Genomic DNA, 21,466 nt, shown 5'->3' on the forward strand with positions numbered 1-21,466 from the left:
CTGATGTGTTCAACGTCAATTATTAAGCAAGTGATCGCGAAGGAGTGTGCGCTTCACCGCAAAGAAAATAGGCATAATATGGCGCTGTGTCGCGAACTCCTTCACCCTCAATTTATTGACGTTGGACGCTCTGGAAGCCAATATAACTTAGGCCAGATCCTATGCTTAATGAATGAAGAAGAATGGCCAGATGGGGAGGTAGTAGCAGAGCAGTTTCACTGTGCTTATATGAATAGTGACGCTTTGCTTCTTACTTATCGCTCCGCATGGCGGAACACTGATGGCACGCTTTCAGAGCATGCTTATCGGTCATCTTTATGGGTCGAGCAAAATGATAAGTGGCAGTTGTTACATCATCAGGGTACGCCCACCAGTTTATTTTAGTGCTGTTTTTACGACATAGGTTGGGTTGTAAAAAATCACAAAAGTAAATTTTAAGTAATTGAAAATGCGACTACACTAAATCGACATAAGAAGAATATCTGCTAGACCAAGATCTAAGGAACGAGTATGTCAACACCTCAACCCGGCACTGTTGTGAGTAATGCACAAACCAGAGCCGCTAATTTAACGACGACAAACAGCAATGAAGTGCCAGCGACTAAACAATTTGTAGTGAATGCCACCGGCAACTTATTTATCGCAAGTACGCTAAACAGTACCGCAGGTGGAAGTGTATTGCCGCAAGAAGCTGAAAATGCGTTTGGTGAAGTGAGTGTATTTTTTGCTGCTTTAACCAAGGCGATGGCAGAGTCAGGCACGAGTTTATATGACTATGACGCGCTCAATAAATTAGTCTCAAGTTCAGGTCTTTTTGTCAAAGTGACAGAGAGTAATATTCAGTTTGAGAGTAAACAGACAGGGGTCACACTATCGAGCCAGTTGATTCAAACTTTACTAGGGCTCAGTGGTAATTTAGCCTCCATAGGTAAATCATTGATGGATATGATCGCTGGTATGGGGCAAGCCTCGGTAAGTATTAGTGCGAGTTCCGACAGTCAAGACAAAAAGGTCGGCACCATCATTTTTGTTTGCGAATATTTACTCGGTGCTATTTCTATTGCGCCAATTGTTATCTCAGCGGATGCCAATGATGTCAAATCGGTGTGGCAAGCAGGCCCTTGTTTAAAAGGGGGCCATACGGAGATACAACTTACACTTTGTAAGTCTGTTTATTTATTCGTTCCTCCTGCTTTTGTTAAGCAAGCGGCATCGCTCAATGAGGCGATGTCAGATCCAGAGTTTAATAACCTGATTGAATCAATGCGAAGTGTCATAGCCGCACCGCCGCAAACCACAGCAGCCAGTAAAACGACTAAAAAGGACAGTTAATGTTGGGAGTAAACAATGTTCTCAACTTGGTTTAGCAAGCAAGATAAACCGTCAAAACTGCAATCAAAGCCAATATATACCCCAATTACTAAACATTATGTGTTTAATGAAACGGGTAATATCATGTTGTGTGCAACGGCGGATAGCATTCAGAGCTTTGACACTGACTTAAAAAGTGCATTCGTTGATATTAGTGTGTTTTTTGCTGCGATGACAAAAGCGGTGACGTCGACAACAAATCCGGTGACGGGTAAGCCGTTTTCAATATTTAACTACCAAGCTGTGAAAAATATTTTGGTAGAGTCTGGGCTTTTCATTGAAACCAATGTGGAAGAAGGCACTTTTAGTCACGATGGCGTAGGTAATACGCTTGGCAAAGCGCTGTTTCAGCATGTCTTAAATCGAGAGTTTTCTGAAAAGCAGCTGCCTTTTGCCAAGTCCATGTTTAATGGTATGCAATATCAAAGGGCGAAGATGGCAGAGCAATCTGAGATGACGGAAGCGCAGCAGCAGTTGTGCCGCAGTGGTAGCATCTTTTTTATTGGTGAGCTGTTGATGGGTGTGCCACAAACGTCGGCAATTTTGCTCAGTATTGAACCACAAAGCGTTGCCCAGTCGACAGGCGATACCGAGAGTGACTGGCAAGATTTATTTTCGTTGGCTGGGTTAGATGAAGACAAGCATCAGCCCAAGCACATCGTGCGTCATTGGAAATTTAAAAAACGTACTTATCTATTTGTACCACCGCAGTTTATTTCTCATGCGGTGGCTGGACTTGGTGAGCAAAGCAATATCGATTTTGAGGAATACAGTCGCAAATTGGCGCAAAGTATTACTCCTAACCACAGCGTTAGCTAACTGCAAATATTATAATCTTAAAGCGCCTTAGCTAATTCGGTTAATGCGCTTTTTGCTATGTCTAAATCAATTTGCTCCGTTTGCCAATTACTGAGCGCAGCACGGATCACCTTCTGTCCTTGCCAACTCCCTGGGCTGACAAATATACGGCCGTCCGCATTAATGGCATGAAGAAGGGCGGTTGTTGCTGCGTCATCTTTGCCACTTGGCTTGAAAAGCACTACGTTGAGCTCTCCGTAGTAGACTAAATCATAGTCTGGAGAATCAGTAAACCAGTCTGCAAGTTGTTTAGTTTGCGCAATATTTTTGCTTACCCATTGACGGATCCCGTCTTTACCATACGCAAGTAATGACATCCAAACGGGCAGCGCCCTAAATCGACGAGAGTTTTCTACACCCATCGAAAAAAAGTCGGGTTCGGCTTTTGATGTGACTAAGTAAGGAGCTGGAACATCACAGCTTTCAACCAAATAGTGCAAATGACGAGTGAGAAAAATACCGCAGTCGTATGGTACATTGAGCCACTTGTGTGCATCCAAGGTGATACTATCGGCTAACTCTAGCCCATTAGTGCGACCTTCTGAGCCAGAAATCAGACGCTCGAAAATGCCAAATGCAGCATCAACATGCAGCCAAGCTTGGTGTTTATCGCATAAATGGCGGATCTGAATTAAATCATCAAAATTAGTGCCAGTAACCGTGGCGGCACTGGCGATGACAATTTTTCCTTTGGCGTTACTTGTTGCAAGCGCTGACTCAAGCGCTGCAATATCCGTAGCCTCATTGCCTACTTGCGTTGCGACTCTCGTGATTTGGTTACGGCCAAGGCCTGCAAGACCAAGCGCTTTAATCATACTCGCGTGGGGCGTCGCGCAAAAAACCTCAACTTCCAAACCGAAGGCTCCATCTTCTGCCACATTGATCCCTTGTTGATGTCCTGCAAACTGGCGTGCTATGACCGCACCTAAGTAATTTGCCGCTGTCGCCCCTGTAGTAAAAAGACCATCAAAGCTTGCTGGTAGGTCGAATAATTCGGTTAGCCAGCGAATGGCCTGCCGCTCTATACTGGTCGCAATGGAGCCATCGCCCTTTGAGACATTTTGGTCATAGGTTGACACTAGCCAATCGGCAAAGGTGGCAACAGGTGTCGCGCCGCCTGTGACAAATCCCCAATACCTAGGTCCAATACTGGTGCTTAAGTTTGGCACTACTTGTTTACTAAAAATCTCTATCAGTGATTCAAACTCAATCCCTGACTCTGTGAGTGTTAGGTCGGGCGGAGCAATATCTCGACCTGCGACTGGGCGGCTATTGCTAGACTGTATAAACGCCTCGGTAAGTTTAGAAAACTCAGTGAGCAATTGGGGTAATGCTTGCCATTGGTTGTGTGTCATCGTCATGTGTCAATCCCATTTGTGAACGAATACTGGAATTACAGTGTAACTTCGGTAAAAATGCAGTACAGATACAGAATTCTTGGTTGTTAGGGGTACAGATGGCGAAGAAGTTTATTACATTAAGTGAGCAGGTGATTGCAGAGATAAACGCTGGTGAGCGTCAATGCGGTGAAAAAATGACTTCACTTAGGATCTTTGCCAAGCAGCATGGCGTGAGCATGAGTACCGCAATTAGAACCTATGAGGAATTACAGGATAATGGCTTTTTAGCTTCTCAAGAGAAATCTGGTTTTTATATTTGTAAACCGAAAGCGAAAAATAGTGACATTGACTTTGCCATGTTTACGAGTGAAGTGAAATCTCCTAAAAGTGCGTTAAGACCCTCTGTCGTAGGGCTCAATACGATGTTATCGACGGTGCAAGTAGCACCCGAGTTGATGCCCATAAATCGCCTGACTAAGTTTATAAAGCAAGCGTTTGACTCTCCCCAGTATCACCATTTTCATTATCCCAATGCGATGGGACTGACGTCGCTTAGAGAGAATCTAACCAAGCACTTTAAACAAAAGGGGTTGGCACTGAATCCTGATAATCTCGTGGTGACTGGCGGCTGTATTCAAGCCGTGATGGCAGGACTGCAGGCTGTTACAAAAGCGGGGGATTGTGTGGTAGTGCCATCACCTTGTTATCAAGGTTTATTGCAACTGCTTGCAACGCTACAGCTCAAGGTGATTGAGATCCCAACGACGCCCGAAGGGCTCGACCTGGAAGCCTTGGAACGGGTAGTGGCAACGCAAAGGGTATCTGTGTGTTTGCTTACGGCAAATCATCAAAATCCAACGGGGCACAGTCTATCTGTACAGCAAAAAGCGTGGCTTGCGGATTTTGCTGCGCAGTATCAAGTGGCGATTATCGAAGACGACGTCTTTGGGGAGCTGAGCCATAATCACACAATGCCTTTACCGATAAAGGCGTGGGATAAAGCCGGATATGTAATTTGGTGTAGCTCAGTGTCTAAGACGTTAGCGCCGGGCTTGCAAGTTGGATGGTGTGAAGCTGGGCGTTATCAAAGCCAAGTGGCCGCGCTCATGCAGGCGTTTCACGGCATGCCAAATCAATGTTTACAAATGGCGGTATCACGCTTTATTGAGACAGGACATTACCAGCGCCATTTACGGACGCTTAATCGCACCTTAGCGGCACACTGCTTCGCTTACCAAAGCTATTTGAAATCGCGTTTACCAAAGGGCTGTAAAATATCTTCCCCTCAGGGCGGAATGGCATTATGGCTGAAACTGCCTAATATTGACTGTGATGCACTCGCTTTACGTCTAGCTGAACTTGGGGTTGAGATTCGCCAAGGCAGCTTATTTACAAGTCGTGAGTTGTATCAAGATCATCTGCGGATCAATTGTGGTTGGCCGCTTGATGTGGCAAAACCTTGGTTAGATAAGCTATGTGATTGGGTACTTCATAATTGCGCCAAATTATAGTGTTAAGCTCGGTTCATATAATACAACAAGGAATAAAAAAATGACTGTATTACTCAACGCAGAAACCCAAGTAAATAGCGAAGCGCTCAATGCCATTGCACATATGCCAACCAAGAGTCTTGGCGTATTACTCGATAGCGACTTTACGCGTAAGCTTTGCGATCAAGACTTTATGCGCATTGCTGTTTTGCTGGCAAAAAAGGGTTATGAAGAGGGCGGTTGCCCAATTGGTGCGGTTATTGTTGATAACGAGACCAATCAAATTGTAGGTAAAGGACATAATACGTTAGTACAAGAGAGCCACCCATATAACCATGGTGAAACCTCGGCAATTCGAGATGCGGGACGGATTGATTTTAGTAGAACCACTTTGTATACCAGCCTAAGTCCTTGTGACGTATGCGCAACATTACTCTACATGCGTGGTTTTCAGCGAGTCGTGGTAGGGGATATCACTAATGCTTCAGGCAATGAGCCGTTACTTGAAAGTAAGGGCGTACAAGTCGATATTTTAGAAGATGAGCAAGGTATTGCCTTGTATCAACAATTTCGTGCTGAAAAGCCAGAACAAGATTTAGAAGATTGGCAAGGTCTGGCAGCGGTAAACGCGGGTCATAAGTAGCTAACTGTACCCATGGCGAGGTAAAACCATTACTACATGATGTACTGGATTATCAAATGAAATACTTTCTGAAGCAATCTAGCCATTGCTGCTGATTGAATTGCAATGCAAATACGGGCACACTGACCGAATGATTATTTAATTTATTGAGATAAAATGATTAGGAAAATTTTATTCCTTGTAGCGCTACTTGCATCAACCAAAATAATTGCTTCGCTGCAAGAAACTGTGCATTTTGTTGCGGAAGATTTGCCTCCCTATCATTTTATTAATGGCCAAGGCGAAGTGGATGGTGGCTTGGTTGAGCTTGCTCAAGCGGTAGCAGATAAAGCAAATGTTGCTGCTAAAATTGAAATAATGCCGATGGCACGTGTGTTACACGAATTAGAAACTAAACCTAATGTGGTGCTGTTATCTTGGCTAAAAACACCAACTCGGGAAGTCTATTTCCGCTTTTTGGGGACTATGTGCCATACGTCCGCATCACTTATTGGCCTGAAACAATCTCAAACGCCAATAAACGATCTTGACGCTGCAAAGCGCTATCGTACTGGAACCATACGCGGTTACTATAGTGAAACCTTTCTCAAACAAGCTGGCTTTTCTGAAGGCTATGAGTTGGTATTAGTGTCAAACTACCAAAGTCTTTGGAATTTATTGTTTAAGGGCCGGATTGATTTTGTACTAACCAACACACTAACACTCGAGAAAGAACTAAACGCCCTTAAGCTGGACCCAAAAGCAATTGAGCATAAGTTACTTCTTGAGCATTTCCCAAGTGAGTTGGCTCTGGCGGTGAATGCAGAGTTTCCAAATGAACTTGCGAACCGCTTGCAGCACGCACTAGCGGAATTAAGTCAAAGAGGTCAACAACAAGCTATTTTGGAGCGCTGGAAAATACACTAAATTGAATGCAGCTGCTTGGTTTCGTATGTTCCTAAATTAGTATAAAGTGTGTAGACATAAATTTAGCGCATTAAGGATAGGCGTGATGTTGCAAGAGTTGGTGAGTTATTTTGGCATACTAGCAAGTATATGGATGCTGGTAGGGGTGTATGGCGTTGCCAAGCGTTATCCAAATTATAGTCACAAAAATCAATTTTGTAGTGAGTTAGGTGCCAGTGGTAGCCCAACAGAACGATTGTCTCCTGCAGTTAATAATTACCCCTTAGCCTTGCTATTTTGTTGTTTTGGTTTTTATATCATCTTGGTACCCGAAGGGAACTGGGCGTTAGGTGTTATTGGCGGTTTGATTGTTTGTCATGGCCTAGCAACCGCTGTTGCAGGTTTCTTTCCTATGGATCCCGATCCATACACAACCTCGCCAAGTCGAGCGTGTACTATTCATTCTTTCGCGGGCATGGTAATGCTATTAAGCTTACTCATCGCCCCTTTATTGGTTTGGTTTGTAAGCCCGTTAAACTCGCTATTTGCTTGGTTTTCTACCGTTTGTGTACTTGTTTGTGTCGGTTTTAGCTATCAGCTTGCCAACGCTTACAAACAAAAACGTAATAGTGGGCTCTATCAGCGATTAAGTTATGGCACTCAGTTAGTTTGGCTGAGTGCGCTGTGTTTTATAGTGTAAGGTGTTGATAAGCCGATAAAATGGCTTGCGCTTCGGGTTTGCCTTTGGCAACTCGTGCATAATGATCCAGTGTTTTCTCTAAATAGCGTTTGGACAGCGTGCCTTGTTGCCAAATCGCTTCGCCCAATGGGGTTATGGCAGCGCCAGTCTTACCTGAAGTAAGATAGAGCACTTCGTAAATACGTCGATTTTCTTCAACCAGTGATTCATGGGTCAGCCTAAGTGGCAAAGATTGCAAGGTTTGCCTCAAGGCATAATGATGATGAACTGGGCAAAGCAAGAAATCGACCTCGTCACGCAAATTGCAGCAAAGACTTGTCATCAGTTCTGCTGTTAAGTCGCCGCCAACACCTGCGATGATCACTAATTGCCTGCCTGAGTATTGTGCAAGAGGGAGCTTCGCAACGTCTTGGGTGTAAAGGCTATAGCGCGTTTCGGCTTCTGGAAAGAAGCGTGTGAGATCCAGTCTCACTTTCGCGATAAGCGCTGGGACTACATCAACAAAGTGTATGTGCGCTTGGCTCGAATCTAAAAACTGTGCGCCAAGCTGGCCATGATCGCAGCAGCAGTCCCAAATATGTTGATAGTCTTCAGTAACAACATCATGCAAAGTCTGTAAGCGTTTTCCAAGCTTCAAGTGGATTCCTTTTATTCAGGCGTAGGTATGGTGGCGCGTTGCACTAAAGTGGTTAAGTAGGCGATGAATAAGGTAGATTGCACAGAGACTTACCGTAATTGCAACACTCACTGAACTGAAGCGATACAGTGCGCTGTAGATCAAATCTTGATTTGGTGCGAGAGACTGACCAAACAAGATCCCAAAAGTGGTAATAATACCAAAGCCAATCCCAGGAGCACCACCACTTAGCAAGTGGTAGCGGCTAAAAATGAAGACTAAGATCCATAAAATCAAAATTGGAAAAAGCAAAATTTGGCTATAGGTTTGCAGTAGGATTTGCGCTGCTAATGCCAAGTTACAACCTATCAGCGTGCCAACTGCACGTTGCCAGCCCGCAGTGCCCGCCGCTTTCCAGCTCAGTGGAAAGAGGATTAATATTGATGCCGCTTGGGCGGAAACGGAATCTTGTAAATCTAGGATTTGGAATACCATAAATGAGAGTGTGGCTACGGTGGCGCACAGTAAGACTTCATGGCGAATACTTGCAGCATCTTTTGCTGGCCGTGGCGGTAATTGACGCACAGTAACATCCGGAAATAACCAATGCATTACATATGCGGTTGCGATACTAATGATAATAGCCAGAGAGTTACTGGCTATGAGTGAATATAAGCCACCACTGGTTGAAGCGTAACTAGCAAAATGAAGTTGGATTGATAGTCCCACCACACTCATTGCACCAAATAAGAAATTAACGCCTTTGCTCATTTGCAAAAACAAAAAGGCAAATAAGGCAAAGGTGAGTAAGGACATTAACGCAGGGTGGAAACCAAATAGCCCTTGTAGCACCAATACCGAAAAGGCACAGACCAACCCACTTAAAATAAACTGGCGCACTATGTGTGCGTTTAACATAGGTACTAACCCAAGTAGCAGCATGGGATATACGGTAAAAAAGATACCGTACGGCCAGTTGAGCAGTTTGCTTAGTGCAAAGCCTAGCGTACTCCCAGTTGCAATACGCAGCATCTGTCTTAGGTCATTGGCGTTCAGTGCAACTTTCATATCAATAAACGTAGTGAAGTAGACTGACGAATTTGATTTGCGCTTGTGCAAGGGTTGCAAGCAAAGTGCTTTCTGGCAGGACTTGAACTGTCGCTCTGGCACCACTTGCTAGTAAAGGTAATGGCTCATCAAATGCTAAATGAACGCGTTGACGCTGCGCATCTCGCACCCAGCGGTTGGAGGTCTCAACGGCAGCCAATTGGCCGTCGGCATTGAGTTGTCCATCACTGACGCCGGCAGAAAATTCATGGATCACGGCGGGATAGACTTTGCCCGGTAACGCATCAAAGCTCACTAGCGCTTGTTCGCCAAGTTTGACGTGGTAAAGCGACTTTTCTCTGAAATCCGCAGCTAAGTCAACATTGTCCGAAACCAAACTGGTTAGGCTCACACCCGTGCGAGCATAGGTCCCCGTGGTGATCTGTAAGTTACTAATGATGCCATCATGGGGCGCGCGGACTTCGGTATAACTGAGTTGCAATTTAGCCTGCTCTACGGCATTTCGTGCTTGCATTAGTGCAATATTCTGTTCGTCGGTTGCACCACGCTTTACTTCAAGCGCATGTAGATTAGCTTTGAGTGCACTGAGCTGTGACTTAGCCGTCGCAAAATTTGCTTGAATTTGATCTGATTCCTGCGTTGAAATTGCGTGTTGTGACAGCAAAGATTGGCTGCGTTTATAAAGTCGCTGTTGCTCATCATACTTGGCTACAGCAGCCTCTATTTGTGCTTGTTGGGCAACTATCTGGGCGTCTAATTGTTTGTTCTGTTGATTAACTTCTGCCAAAGCGAGCTCAGCCTTAGCTAATGCTAAACGATACGGCGCTTCATCGATAGTAAGTAGTAGTTGCCCTTGCTGAACTCTTTGATTATTGCTGACATTCACGGCAAGCACTTCACCACTGACTTTGGGCGTCACTTTGGTTACTTGATGATACACACGTGCCTGGGGCGTCATTGGTATGTAGAGATCAGCAAAAATAAAATAGCTAAAGCAGAGGGCAAAAAGGGCGATTGAAACCTTTACGTAGCGGGAAAATTGCTGATCTGGACTAAGTTTACTCACTGGTACTCCCATTTTCAGAAATATTGTCACAACATTGCTGAGCATTGTTCTCAAGTTTGACCAAAGCACGTGCAATAGCATTGAGCTCGTCATCGCTAAGCCCATGATATAAAAGTGCCTTCACTTCACTGATCCGCATCTTTAGCTGCGCTAACTGGGCTTGCCCGTGTTCGGTAAAGTAGATTTTACGACAGCGTTTGTCTTGCTTATCAATGCGGCGCTCTATCACGTTATTTTCTTCTAACTGTTTCATCGTGCGAGTCAGGCTCGGCATTTCGATATCTAAACTGCACGCCAATTGGTGTTGTGTGCAACCTTCACCCAAATGATGAATATGCATCATGGCGGTCCAGCGTGGCTGGGTAAAACCGAGTGGCTCCACAGCTTGGGTTACGGCTTGACGGCAAATTCTATGGACTCGGCCTAACTTGCCACAGAGGCTGAGATCGAGCGTTTCATGAAATGGAAGTGACGACATAACTTAAGATATATTTACTTAGCATGCTAAGTATTCTAAAGTAGTTAGCATGCTAAGTAAATGGTGTGTGTTTAGGTTATTGCAATATTAGCTTTAACTCTCTGAATTGGCAGTGCTTATTTTTAGTAAGAATCGCACATAGTGAATACAAACGAGGCTAATTACTGTGATCGCAACGACAAGTTCAAGCCAAACTAGGTATTGCAACACACTTAACCAGCCTGGGCTTAAGTGTTCGCTGCTTAGCCAAGTGACGACTTTACTAATGGCGGTGACGCCGATGACTAATGGAAAGGTATATGCCGCAAAGGCAGGACTAAATGGCAGCCGCAGCAGCTGAATAAAAGCAAGGTATATCGCTAGGGTCATAATAATAGCGACGCTCAGTAGGGCAAACACCACGCCAGCCGCTGGCATTGGATGGACACTTAAATATCCCGCTAAACATAGACTCGCAGGCGCTGCCATGACTGCAATTGTGGGCTGGGTTTGCTGTGGTATGGCACTGCCTCTACATAAACGGTAAATCATGAACGGTAGCAGCAGTAAGTAAAATATCACTCCCAAGTACCAAAGCCCCATCGCCAATGGTTGCAACGCTGACATGCCGTTAAAGGTGACATCGGCAACGACAAACCCCACTGGGGGAATAAACCAACTTGGCACAAGCTGGTTAAGCTCAAAATTGCGGCTGCGAAAATACACAAAGCTGGCTAGCAAACCCAGATGAACTGCAATAGCAAGTAGCCAAACCACAGTTGCAATAAGGTGAGAATAGGCCGCGATGCTATGAGAAATAACCATGATTGTCATGGCGCTGGTTGGTAATACACTCCCAACCACTGGATGCGCGAGATCTGCTCTTAATTGAGCAGGTTGATGAATAAACTTAAGCACTAACAGCAATAAAATAAAGCCAGCCAGCAGTGCACTTAAAGGTTTTAACACAAAAAATGCGGGAAACAGGTTACTGATACACCAGCCTAAACTAGCCAGCCCAAGAGCAAGACCAGACATCGGGGTGGGGATAGTGGCGGTGAGTTTTTTACTGTAAGAATGAAGAGTAGCCATGCGTAATTTCACAATAATTGTTCGATGAGGGAATAATACGCTTGCGCTTTAATTAAGAATATCTGAATATATTTAAATTAGTGTTCAGTAATTCTTAACGTCAATGATAACCCTTAAGCAACTCAATGTATTTACGGTAATCGTGCAAGAGCGTTCGATCACGGCTGCAGCGGATAAGCTATGTTTAACTAAGGCTGCTGTTAGCATGGCTCTGGCGGAGTTAGAGCGTCACCTCGAACAACCATTATTCGATCGTGTAAATAATCGATTAATGATAAATCCAGCCGGAGAGTTATTACTACCGCATGCGCATCAAGTGCTAGATAGATGTCGCTTCTTAGAGTCCCTATTTAAAGAAAGCGAGAGGCTATATGGCGAAATTAAAATTGGTGCCAGCGATACCTTAGGCAATCATTTGCTGCCTCCCATGTTAGCGGCTTTTCAGCAGCAAACAGGGCATACGCAGCAGCAGTTGTTTATCACCAATACGGCGAAAGTGTGCGCTATGCTTCGTGACTACGAATTAGACATTGGTTTTGTTGAAGGCCGAGTGATAGGCGAAGGTTTAGACATCATGCCTTGGTTTGAAGATGAAATGTGTATCGTGAGTGCAATGGACTTTGCGGTAACTGACTTTCAAACGCTGATACAAAGTCAATCTCATTGGTTGTTGCGGGAACAAGGCTCCGGCAGTCGAGAATTTTTCTTAGCGAATATTGCAGCGCAGCTTACGTCGTGGCGAACCGCGTTTGAGTTAAATTCCACCGAGGCGATTATAAATGGTGTGGCGGCAGGGCTCGGTTTAGCGTGTATCTCAAAATACTCCGCTGAACATGCCATAGCACAGCAACGAATTAAGGCGCTTTCAGGTTTAAAAGCCGCACCGAGGCAGTTTTGGTTGGTGACGCGTAAAGATAAATTTCAAAGCCCAATATTAACGCGACTCATTGACTTTGCGACGCACTGGCATTGAACTGGGTTGTGGACCTAACTACTTAGTATACCTTGCAATGGGTATAAACTTCACAAACGCTGAATGAACTTTCTAAAACCTCGGGTCTTATAGACAATAGCATATTAAGAGGTTAGATATGTCGTTTAGAACTATCGATTATTCTATTTCAGGCGTGTTAGCAGTGAGCTTATTACTGCTTGGCATTTCATTTTTGTTTGGCGCTGGGCCAAGTACCATTTCCGGTACCTTTAGCTTTTACGGGTTAACAGAGTGGGTGCCTGTTGCCACACTTGGCATTGTATTTGGCTTTGCGTTAATGGTTGCCGCGGGTCTAGTCATTTTACAGCAATGTAAGATTATTCCTGCGGCGTGGCCGCTTGCCTTAATCGCCATCATTAGTTTATTTACTTTGTTGACGTTGTTTGCCGAAAACCGCTGGATAGCAGCTCATGGCGGCTTTCCCGTTATTGGTTCTGGGCAAGGGATCATCAAGTATTTTGCGTTAGTACCCATCGCACTATTTCTATACTGTCGTCGTCATACCAACACGCGAATGCTAGTGTGGGCGAACTATTTCCCGGTGGCATTGGTTTTAGTCTGGATCGGTGGAATGAAATTTCTCGAACTTGAGGCAAAGGCAATCGTGCCGCTAGTAGAAACTTCACCGTTTATGTCTTGGATGTATGACTTGTTTTCCGTGCAAGAAGCCTCAAACGTGATAGGCGCCTATGACATTTTGATGGCAGGCTTGCTTGGCATTGGCATTTGGTTCAAACAGCGAGTCTTGATTAGTGTTGCAAGCCTTGGGTGTCTAGCGGTATTTGTTATGACGCAAAGCTTTCTGTTTACCGCAGCCGGTGCGTTTAGCGACATGAGCTTGCTGGGTGGCTTGGGACAATTTGTGATTAAAGACTTGTGGTTCATCGCCAATATCATGGTGATGGTATTTTTGACATTGGAGTCCAGCTCAGCTGAGTCTTTAGAGCCCGTGGTCGCGTAAATTTCATTGTGATGCAGCCCGGCTGCCAAAAGAGCGTGACCTAAGTTGCGCTCTTTTTATTTTTATCACATATGCCAGATGTACCAAGTGAAGTTTTTTCCGAAAATAGTCTTGTCGGCAGTGAAAATTAAATGTGAATAAGTTAAGGTCATAAAAAGTTGATATCAGTGGTCTAAGCTAGATTATCACACGTATACAGCAAGATGCCATTGGCATTAAGTGGCAAAGTGAGCAAAGTTTAAAAGCTGCATGCATTGAAATGGTGTATGTATCGAAGTAGCAAGTTTAAAGAAGATAATTGTATGGAAAGACCAAATACATTAAAGCCAATCTGGCTTTCAGGTGGCGACGTGGAGAAAAAGCGCGCTGAGATCAAAGCATACTTCAACAATAGCTGGCAGCAGTACGAATCATTATTTAGCAATATCAACAATGACGACGCCTATTTTGTGAAGGCAGAGCGGTTACGGCATCCGCTCATTTTCTATTTCGGTCATACCGCTTGTTTTTACGTTAATAAGTTGATGTTAGGGAAATATATCACTCAACGCGTTAATCCACACATTGAATCTACCTGTGCAGTTGGCGTAGACGAAATGTCTTGGGATGACCTTGATAGCAATAATTACGATTGGCCAACAGTGCCAGAAGTGCGTGCTTATCGCCAACAAGTGAATGCACTTATTAACGGGTTAATCGATGAGATGGATATTACCCTACCAATCACTCAAGATAGCCTTGCGTGGGTTGTCCTAATGGGGATTGAACACGAACGTATCCACCTAGAAACCTCTTCTGTAATAATGCGGATGCTGCCGCTGGCTGACTTGACTTTACAACCCGGTTGGGAAGCGTGTGATGAGTACGGTGATGCACCTGACAACAACCTAATCTCAGTAAGCGGTTGTGATGTTCGCCTCGGTAAACCTGAATCAAATCAAACCTACGGTTGGGATAACGAATATGGTGTACAAGACGTCAAAGTGGCACCATTCAAGGCCAGTAAATATGTGGTTTCAAACCAAGAGTTTTTAACCTTTGTCGAAGCTGGTGGCTACAAGCAGCCTAAGTTTTGGACGGCTGAAGGTCAAGCTTGGCTGGCTTCAACTAAATCAACCATGCCGCGCTTTTGGGTAAAAAAAGACACAGGCTTTTGGCAACGAAACTTAGCCGAAGAAATCCCATTACCACTCAATTGGCCAGTTGAGGTTAATTACCTTGAAGCGAAGGCTTTTTGTAACTGGAAGTCTGAGCAAAGTGAGCACTTTGTACGCTTACCAACAGAAGCTGAGTGGCAAGTACTACGCGATAAGCTTGATGTTGATCTGCCGACATGGAGCGAAGCGCCGGGAAACATCAACCTTGAGGTATGTGCTTCAAGCTGTCCGGTTAATCGTTTTGAAACTGAAGGCTTATTCGACATCATCGGCAATGTTTGGCAATGGACGGAAAGTCCGATCGACGCATACTGCGGCTTTAAAGTGCACCCTTTATACGATGATTTCTCAACCCCTACTTTTGACGGTAAACACAATCTGATCAAAGGTGGTTCTTGGATTTCTACAGGTAACGAAGCCGTGCGAGATTCTCGTTATGCCTTTAGACGCCACTTCTTCCAACATGCCGGATTTAGATACATCGAAAGTGAGAGCCCACAAGTGCCAGTGCAAAAGGTCAACCTGTGTGAAATGGATGCGGACGTTGCCAATGCGCTACATAGCCACTACGGCAAGCCTGTTATGCATTTTGGCAATCCATTGCAAAGTGTTGTTTCACAGCTAATGGTGCATTATCAAGGTAATACAGATAAAGCGCTGGATTTGGGTTGCTCGGTCGGTCGTGCAAGTTTTGAATTAGCGAAACACTTTACTCAAGTAGATGGCATTGATTTTACTGCGCGCAATATTCAACACGCGTTGGCCTTAAAAGAAGGTACGCCGGTACGCTTTGCTACCGAGATTGAAGGTGAAATTGTGGACTTCCACGAAGTGTCTACTTCGCAATTAGGTTTTAATGAACTCAGTGAGCGTATCCATTTCTGCCAAGGGGATGGGCATAACCTTAAACCACAATTCGCCGAGTATGACTTAATCTTGTGTCATCGTGTTGTGGAATACTTATATTCACCAAAAACCTTTTTAAACCAAATTAAATCGCGCTTGAATGCAGGCGGGATCCTTGCGATAAGCTCAGCCTATCAGTGGGACAAAGCGCTAACCCAAGCACAAAACTGGTTGGGCGGTTATAAGGTCAGTGGTGAGAACGTCACGGGCCGTGATGGTTTAGAAATTTTACTGGGACGAGATTTTGAACTGTTGGCTGAAGATGAAGTAATGTCCGCCATAAGCAAAAACGCACGTAAAGTTGAACTAGAGCGATGCCAACTTACGCTATGGCGTCTTAAATAGTCGTTGATATACATGCCAGCCAAAGTGCTGGCATGACTTTTTAGGTTAGAGAATGGAATTAGTATTACCCGATCACATTAAGTTTAGTCAAAGCTTGGCTACTCCCATCGACATCAACTTGAGTGATTCCTGCGCTCAAGGTGTCACGCTTGGTGAACTTATTGAGCTTGGTGGCGGTAAAATGCCAGACATTGAACTGGGTTACAATCCAATTGCGGGCAGTGAAGGGCTAAAAGCGGCGATTAAAGCTTATCATCTGCCGACGACGGCATGTGTGGATCTTAATCAAATCGTGTCATTTAGCGGTGCTCAAGAAGCTATTTTCACTACGATGGCGCAATTACTAGACCCACAAGATGAGGTGGTGGTCTGTACGCCAAGTTACCCATCGCTTGCAACACTTCCCAAACAGTTTGGCGCTATCGTCAACACGGTGGCATTGCGAGAAGAGGACAACTGGCAGGTTGATATAGAAAGACTCAAAAACGCAGTGACGACAAAAACCAAACTCATTATCGTCAATGCTCCTCATAATCCAACGGGCGCAGGCTTGACTGACAATGAAGTTGGACAAATACAACAACTGGCAGAGCAGTGTGGTGCTTACATATTAAGTGATGAAGTATCAGCACAGAGCCATGGCGATGACCGCGCCGCAGGTGGGCGTTTTTCGGCTTATCCGCGGTCGATTACGTTAGGCGTATTATCTAAAAGTATGGGCTTGCCTGGCATCCGAGTAGGGTGGGCAATTTGCGGTTCGAAAGCACTAGCAGATGCGCTGTTGGCCGGTAAAAGCTACTTAAGCATTTGTGGCAGTAAAGTGGATGATTTATTGGCGACGACTGCATTACTGCATAGTGAAACTATCTTAGCGCATAATGCGAAAATCATCGCAAATAACGTCCAATTGATGCGTGAATTTGTCAGTTTATACTCGCAAAAAGTGACTTGGGTTGAGCCTCGTGGAGGTGTGTTGTCATTGCTGAAGATTAATTCAGTAAGGGACTCTGAAAAGTGGTCACGTCAATTTGCAGAGACCTCGAATACGCTATTGTTACCCGCAAAGTTATTTCTATTGGAGAGCGAGTGCTACTTTCGTTTAGGAACGGGTAAGCGTAACTTTGCCGCTGGTTTGGCAAGGCTCGAAACATACCTCTAAATTAATCCAGCATTCAAACTAAGCGTCTATGATAGGCAGTGTTATTTTCAATTAATGCAGGAAAGGAAAAACCTATGGTAAACGTTAAACATTTAATGGCTGGCTTTTTGGCCGTCATGCTTAGTGCATGTGCTTCAATGGGCGATGGTGACAAGGTTGAAAAGCAACGTGCCATCCTAGATATGAAAAACGATGTACTTACTCAGCTCTACAGCAAAAAGCCAGATACGCGTTCGCAAATTGCGGCAGCGCCGGGCTATGCTGTTTTTTCTAATGCCAATATTAATCTGCTATTTGTTGCAGCTGGAACAGGTTACGGTGTCGTACACGATAATACGGTAGGAAGTAACACTTATATGAATATGGCTGAAGGTGGTGTAGGCCTTGGTCTAGGTGTAAAAGATTATCGTATTGTGATGGTATTCCATACTCCTGAAGCAATGAATAAGTTTGTTACTTCAGGCTGGACGTTTGGCGGAAATGCAGATGCTGCAGCGAAAGCCGCTAAAAAAGGTGCGTCGGTAGAAGGCGAAGCCTATTATGGTGATGTTACTGTGTACACCTTTACTGAAAGTGGTTTGGCACTGCAAGCAACAGTAAAAGGCACTAAGTTCTGGAAAGATAAAGAGCTAAATTAACCTGATATAATAACGATTTTAGAGAAAAGCCCCGCAAGTCGGGGCTTTTTGTGATTTACTCTTTGATTTCTGTGGCGTTGAGACTTTTCTCAAAACGCCTATTTAACAATTGGCAGACGATAGTCAGCACAATGGCAGCGAACATAAAGCTTGAGAACGGCAAAGGTGACTCAGGAACCGCGAGTGCAAGTAAGGGGCCGACCAAAGCGCCGCTACCAAATCGTAGCGTGCCTATCACCGCGGTAGCGGTACCGGTTTGATGCTCAAAGCCCAGTAATATCAGCGCATCAGCGTTGCTGGCAATGATCCCCAAACTCATCATCAAAGGTGCAATGGCAGAAGCTAGCACCCAAACCGAGACTGATTGGCTGCTGAGTATGACCAGTAGTGTCGCGAAGACGATACCAATAGTAAGACCGATATTGAGCATTTTCCTAGAACCAAGCCTTGGCACTAAACGCGTGTTGGCAAAGTTACCGAGCATCAATGCAATCACATTCATGGTGAATAACACTCCAAACAGCTGCTCCGACACACCATAATATTCAAGATAGATAAACGAAACTGAGGTTAAAAAGCAAAAGAATGCGAATGATGCCAGCATCGAAGAAAGAATATCGTAGCGGGCCTTCTTTTGTGTTAATACAATGCGGTAGTTTTTTAAGAAAAACGATAAGCTAAGCGGTACATCAGCTTTGGTCGGGATTGCAATACAGAAAAACTGTAATGCGATGATAACGAGTATTGCATAAACCGCTAAAAACCAAAAAATGGCGTGCCAATCAAAGTACAACAAGATCAACGCACCAAGAGAGGGAGCAATAAGTGGCGCGATCATCATGATCATCGAAACATAAGACATCCCTTTGGCTGTGTGTTCTTTGTAATAATAGCGGATCACGCCTGGTACAACGACAGTCGCTGCGGCACCACAAAATGCTTGAACAACACGTAAGAAGCAAAACATATCGATGTCATTCGTTAGCGCAAGCCCAATTGACGATGCGGTAAAGCCGACCAAGCCCCAAATAGCTAACGTCTGTCTTGAGAATCTATCAGCAAGGGGGCCAAACACCATCATGCCGACAGCATAACCTGCTAAATAGCTACTAAGAGAAACCTGTACTTGCTCAAGCGGGCTATTCAAGCTGTCTGCAATCGCAAGCATCGCGGGGAGATACAAGTCGATAGCCAAAGGCGTTATCGCGACAATACTAGCCAGTAATGGCAAGAGTATTGCTGGGAGTGTTGATGACTTCATAGGTTGGTATTGTTACCTTGTTAATGTTAAGCAGAATAAATACACCAATCAGAGACGCTTTATATGGAAATGGAACTCGGTGCACTAGAGTGGAGCAACGAAAAGACGGCGTTCTGATCAGCAGAAGTTCATGAAAAATTTTTTATATTGTACTAAGTTAGTCTCGTTAAGTGACGAAATTGCGGTAAACTTAGAGAAACTTAAGTTATAAAATAAGAAAAGGAACAAGTTATGAAAAAACTGGTTCTCGCGATAGCTGTGGCAGCAACGCTTGCTGGCTGCAAAACATCGCCTACCGGACGCACTCAGTTAGCACTCTATTCCGAGCAGCAAATGGACCAAATGGGTGTTGCAAGCTTTGAACAAATGAAGCAAGAGCAAAAAGTTGATACTGATGCTAAAACCAATCGCTACGTTAAGTGTATTGCAAATGCCTTAATAGCACAACTCCCAGCAAACTACGCAAACCAGCAATGGGAAGTTGTGGTATTTGAAGATGACTCTGCTAATGCATTTGCACTACCCGGCGGCAAAATCGGGGTTCATACGGGGATTCTCAAAGTTGCAGAAAACCAAGATCAACTTGCTGCGGTGATGGGCCATGAAGTAGGACATGTTATTGCTGAACACGCTAATGAGCGCGTATCGCAAAACAGTGTGTTGCAGTTTGGCCTGCAAGCAGGGGCGGCGGTGCTTGAAATGAATAATATCGAATATCGCAATGCCATTATGCAGGGATTAGGTCTTGGCGCGCAGTATGGTGTCGCGCTGCCATTTAGCCGCTCTCATGAAAGCGAAGCGGACGTTATCGGCTTAGATCTAATGGCCAAGGCTGGCTTTAACCCTGAAGGCTCGGTTGCGCTTTGGCAAAATATGGCGAAAATGAGCGAACAGCGTCCACCAGAATTTATGTCGACGCACCCTGCGCCTGAAAATCGAATTAAGCAATTACAAGCAAACATGACAACTGCCCAAGCAACCGCTAACAAAGCGCGTACGGGTGGTTTTGCACCAAGCTGTAAACGCTAATTTCTCAAAACACCAATTACCCTTAAGTTAAGTGTAATTGGTGTTGCCTTCTGTTTCACACATCAGCATAAATAGCCGTAACTCTAGCTCAAGTTGATGATAGTGGGGTTCCATATGCTGACAAAGCTTGTAAAACGCCTTGTTATGGTTTTTCTCTTTAAAGTGCGCTAGCTCGTGTACAACCAATGCTCGTAGCACTGCCTCGGGTGCGTGTTTTAACTGTGCTGCGATGTGTATTTGGTGCGACGTTTTTTGTTTTTGCCCGTGTCGTGTGGTTTTGAACGTATGGGTTCCTAACGCATTCAATACCATATTGTTGCGCTTCTCAAACTTGGCCTGCGATACCCGTGGGGTATTTTTTAAGTACTGCTGTCTTAATCCTTCCACATATTCGTAAAGTAGCTTATCGCTTTTGATTTGATGCGCTTCAGGATAGCGGCTTTTGAAAAAAGCACTGAGTCGCTTGCTCTCTATTAATTGAGTGACTTGAGTCTGGACTTGCTCTGAGTAGTTTAAAAAATAGGGATGGGACATTAAAACAGCGCCTCTTGCTTTGCTTCTTTTTCAGCGGGGAATGGATTGCTTACTTGATGATGTATCTCTAAATCAGCGATAAATTGTCTTGCTAAAAATGGCGCATCAAAATTGTCTGCGGTATGGAAAAACACATAAGGTGATTTACCTTCGCTGAGCCATTGATTGAGTTTAGTTAACCAAGGCTGATAAAAGTCTCTATTAGACTCAAGCTGAGAGCAACCAACAAATCGCAGAATAGGGCTGTCTCCAGTGGCAATTGCATGCACAGGTAATCGCGGCTTCTTTTGCTGTGCATCTACTATCGCAGGGGTACTGGCAGGCTCGCTGAAGAGTGCGCGAGTATCCATCACGATGCGGTTGTAGTTATTTTCGATTAAATATTGGTTGTATCTGCGCTCAGCATCGCCTTTGCGATAAAAGTCCCAATGCCGTATTTCAACACCAACAGTTAGCGCTTTGGGCAACCAAGATAAAAATTGTCGCATTTTATTTATATGTTCAGGCGCAAACTGCGCAGGTAATTGCAGCATTAACACGCCTAATTTAGGAAACAGCGGCGCCATGTTTTTACACCAAGCCAATAATTCATCTTGGCAGTGGCTAAGTGCCATTTCATGACTAAAACGCTTAGGAATTTTAAACGTAAAGCGAAAGTCATCGGGCACTTGTTCTAGCCATTTTAATACGGTCTGCGGATTTGGATCGGCATAAAAAGTCGTATTGCCTTCAACGCTATTAAAAATTTGGCCATACTCTTTGAGCATATTTGTGGCACTACAATGGCTGGAAAATACTCGACCTTTCCAGTGTGCGCTACTCCATTGTGGGCAACCCAGATACAACATAGTGATCAAAACAACGATTAAATGTGTGAATAGTGTATCAGATCCTTA

The 21,466-nt window shown here is 44.5% G+C and carries 22 protein-coding genes; 13 read left to right on the forward strand and 9 right to left on the reverse strand.

Annotation, left to right across the window (positions count from 1 at the left end; all coding sequences use genetic code 11):
• The first annotated feature begins 3 nt into the window (after positions 1-3).
• From L3V43_RS10320 to L3V43_RS10330, 3 genes are all read left to right on the forward strand, one after another.
• Positions 4-384, forward strand: coding sequence for a DUF4440 domain-containing protein (locus tag L3V43_RS10320; RefSeq protein ID WP_237116580.1), 381 nt, complete (start codon positions 4-6; stop codon positions 382-384).
• Between the two features lie 126 nt (positions 385-510).
• A complete protein-coding gene (locus L3V43_RS10325; RefSeq protein ID WP_010605150.1) occupies positions 511-1,332 on the forward strand; it encodes a hypothetical protein in 822 nt (273 codons plus the stop codon).
• A 15-nt stretch (positions 1,333-1,347) separates the two neighbouring features.
• On the forward strand, positions 1,348-2,190 hold the full coding sequence (locus L3V43_RS10330) for a hypothetical protein (RefSeq protein WP_102057051.1): 843 nt from the start codon (positions 1,348-1,350) through the stop codon (positions 2,188-2,190).
• Between the two features lie 17 nt (positions 2,191-2,207).
• On the opposite strand, the gene L3V43_RS10335 is transcribed toward L3V43_RS10330, so the two are convergent.
• On the reverse strand, positions 2,208-3,590 hold the full coding sequence (locus tag L3V43_RS10335) for a pyridoxal-dependent decarboxylase (RefSeq protein WP_237116579.1): 1,383 nt from the start codon (positions 3,588-3,590) through the stop codon (positions 2,208-2,210).
• Positions 3,591-3,685: 95 nt separating this feature from the next.
• On the opposite strand from L3V43_RS10335, the gene L3V43_RS10340 reads away from it, so the two are divergent.
• The 4 genes from L3V43_RS10340 to L3V43_RS10355 all read left to right on the forward strand — a co-directional run bounded on the left by L3V43_RS10340 (position 3,686) and on the right by L3V43_RS10355 (position 7,287).
• Complete coding sequence (locus L3V43_RS10340; protein ID WP_237116578.1) at positions 3,686-5,080, forward strand: PLP-dependent aminotransferase family protein; 1,395 nt, start codon at positions 3,686-3,688, stop codon at positions 5,078-5,080.
• 40 nt (positions 5,081-5,120) lie between these two features.
• Positions 5,121-5,702, forward strand: a complete 582-nt coding sequence (locus tag L3V43_RS10345; protein ID WP_102057048.1) for a nucleoside deaminase — start codon at positions 5,121-5,123, stop codon at positions 5,700-5,702.
• Positions 5,703-5,858: 156 nt separating this feature from the next.
• Positions 5,859-6,608, forward strand: coding sequence for a transporter substrate-binding domain-containing protein (locus L3V43_RS10350; protein WP_237116577.1), 750 nt, complete (start codon positions 5,859-5,861; stop codon positions 6,606-6,608).
• A gap of 85 nt (positions 6,609-6,693) precedes the next feature.
• Positions 6,694-7,287, forward strand: coding sequence for a DUF998 domain-containing protein (locus L3V43_RS10355; RefSeq protein ID WP_174170085.1), 594 nt, complete (start codon positions 6,694-6,696; stop codon positions 7,285-7,287).
• Here L3V43_RS10355 and L3V43_RS10360 read toward each other — a convergent pair.
• From L3V43_RS10360 to L3V43_RS10380, 5 genes are all read right to left on the reverse strand, one after another.
• A complete protein-coding gene (locus L3V43_RS10360; protein ID WP_237116576.1) occupies positions 7,277-7,924 on the reverse strand; it encodes a tRNA (adenine(22)-N(1))-methyltransferase TrmK in 648 nt (215 codons plus the stop codon). The two genes, L3V43_RS10355 and L3V43_RS10360, sit on opposite strands and share 11 nt — an antisense overlap.
• 15 nt (positions 7,925-7,939) lie before the next feature.
• The gene (locus L3V43_RS10365; protein WP_010605142.1) at positions 7,940-8,971 is read right to left on the reverse strand and encodes a DUF2955 domain-containing protein; all 1,032 of its coding nucleotides are present in this window, start codon (positions 8,969-8,971) and stop codon (positions 7,940-7,942) included.
• Between the two features lies 1 nt (position 8,972).
• Positions 8,973-10,037, reverse strand: coding sequence for an HlyD family secretion protein (locus L3V43_RS10370; protein WP_237116575.1), 1,065 nt, complete (start codon positions 10,035-10,037; stop codon positions 8,973-8,975).
• Complete coding sequence (locus L3V43_RS10375) at positions 10,030-10,515, reverse strand: MarR family transcriptional regulator (RefSeq protein ID WP_010605140.1); 486 nt, start codon at positions 10,513-10,515, stop codon at positions 10,030-10,032. Before L3V43_RS10375 ends, L3V43_RS10370 begins: the two co-directional genes overlap by 8 nt.
• A 93-nt stretch (positions 10,516-10,608) precedes the next feature.
• Entirely contained in the window at positions 10,609-11,586 is a 978-nt protein-coding gene (locus L3V43_RS10380) for a TDT family transporter (protein WP_237116574.1), read from the reverse strand.
• A gap of 103 nt (positions 11,587-11,689) precedes the next feature.
• Between L3V43_RS10380 and L3V43_RS10385 the strand changes: the two genes are divergently transcribed.
• The 5 genes from L3V43_RS10385 to L3V43_RS10405 all read left to right on the forward strand — a co-directional run bounded on the left by L3V43_RS10385 (position 11,690) and on the right by L3V43_RS10405 (position 17,746).
• Complete coding sequence (locus L3V43_RS10385; RefSeq protein WP_237116573.1) at positions 11,690-12,559, forward strand: LysR family transcriptional regulator; 870 nt, start codon at positions 11,690-11,692, stop codon at positions 12,557-12,559.
• Between the two features lie 118 nt (positions 12,560-12,677).
• On the forward strand, positions 12,678-13,541 hold the full coding sequence (locus L3V43_RS10390) for a DUF417 family protein (RefSeq protein ID WP_237116572.1): 864 nt from the start codon (positions 12,678-12,680) through the stop codon (positions 13,539-13,541).
• 302 nt (positions 13,542-13,843) lie between these two features.
• Positions 13,844-15,949, forward strand: coding sequence for a 5-histidylcysteine sulfoxide synthase (gene ovoA, locus L3V43_RS10395; RefSeq protein ID WP_237116571.1), 2,106 nt, complete (start codon positions 13,844-13,846; stop codon positions 15,947-15,949).
• Positions 15,950-16,001: 52 nt separating this feature from the next.
• Positions 16,002-17,108, forward strand: coding sequence for an aminotransferase class I/II-fold pyridoxal phosphate-dependent enzyme (locus L3V43_RS10400; RefSeq protein ID WP_237116570.1), 1,107 nt, complete (start codon positions 16,002-16,004; stop codon positions 17,106-17,108).
• 74 nt (positions 17,109-17,182) lie between these two features.
• Positions 17,183-17,746, forward strand: a complete 564-nt coding sequence (locus tag L3V43_RS10405) for a YSC84-related protein (protein WP_010605134.1) — start codon at positions 17,183-17,185, stop codon at positions 17,744-17,746.
• A gap of 55 nt (positions 17,747-17,801) precedes the next feature.
• On the opposite strand, the gene L3V43_RS10410 is transcribed toward L3V43_RS10405, so the two are convergent.
• Positions 17,802-19,007 carry a Bcr/CflA family multidrug efflux MFS transporter gene (locus tag L3V43_RS10410; RefSeq protein ID WP_237116569.1) on the reverse strand — a complete coding sequence of 402 codons (1,206 nt, stop codon included), beginning with the start codon at positions 19,005-19,007 and terminating at the stop codon, positions 17,802-17,804.
• A 231-nt stretch (positions 19,008-19,238) separates the two neighbouring features.
• On the opposite strand from L3V43_RS10410, the gene L3V43_RS10415 reads away from it, so the two are divergent.
• Entirely contained in the window at positions 19,239-20,036 is a 798-nt protein-coding gene (locus L3V43_RS10415) for a M48 family metallopeptidase (protein ID WP_010377574.1), read from the forward strand.
• Between the two features lie 27 nt (positions 20,037-20,063).
• Here L3V43_RS10415 and L3V43_RS10420 read toward each other — a convergent pair whose 3' ends face one another.
• Both L3V43_RS10420 and L3V43_RS10425 read right to left on the reverse strand, forming a co-directional pair.
• Entirely contained in the window at positions 20,064-20,570 is a 507-nt protein-coding gene (locus L3V43_RS10420; RefSeq protein ID WP_102057038.1) for a YgjP-like metallopeptidase domain-containing protein, read from the reverse strand.
• Positions 20,570-21,418 carry a DUF72 domain-containing protein gene (locus tag L3V43_RS10425; protein ID WP_266071442.1) on the reverse strand — a complete coding sequence of 283 codons (849 nt, stop codon included), beginning with the start codon at positions 21,416-21,418 and terminating at the stop codon, positions 20,570-20,572. The genes L3V43_RS10420 and L3V43_RS10425 overlap by 1 nt, the downstream gene beginning before the upstream one ends.
• Positions 21,419-21,466 lie beyond the last annotated feature (48 nt).

Source organism: Pseudoalteromonas sp. L23 (assembly GCF_021728455.1).
Lineage (GTDB): Bacteria > Pseudomonadota > Gammaproteobacteria > Enterobacterales > Alteromonadaceae > Pseudoalteromonas.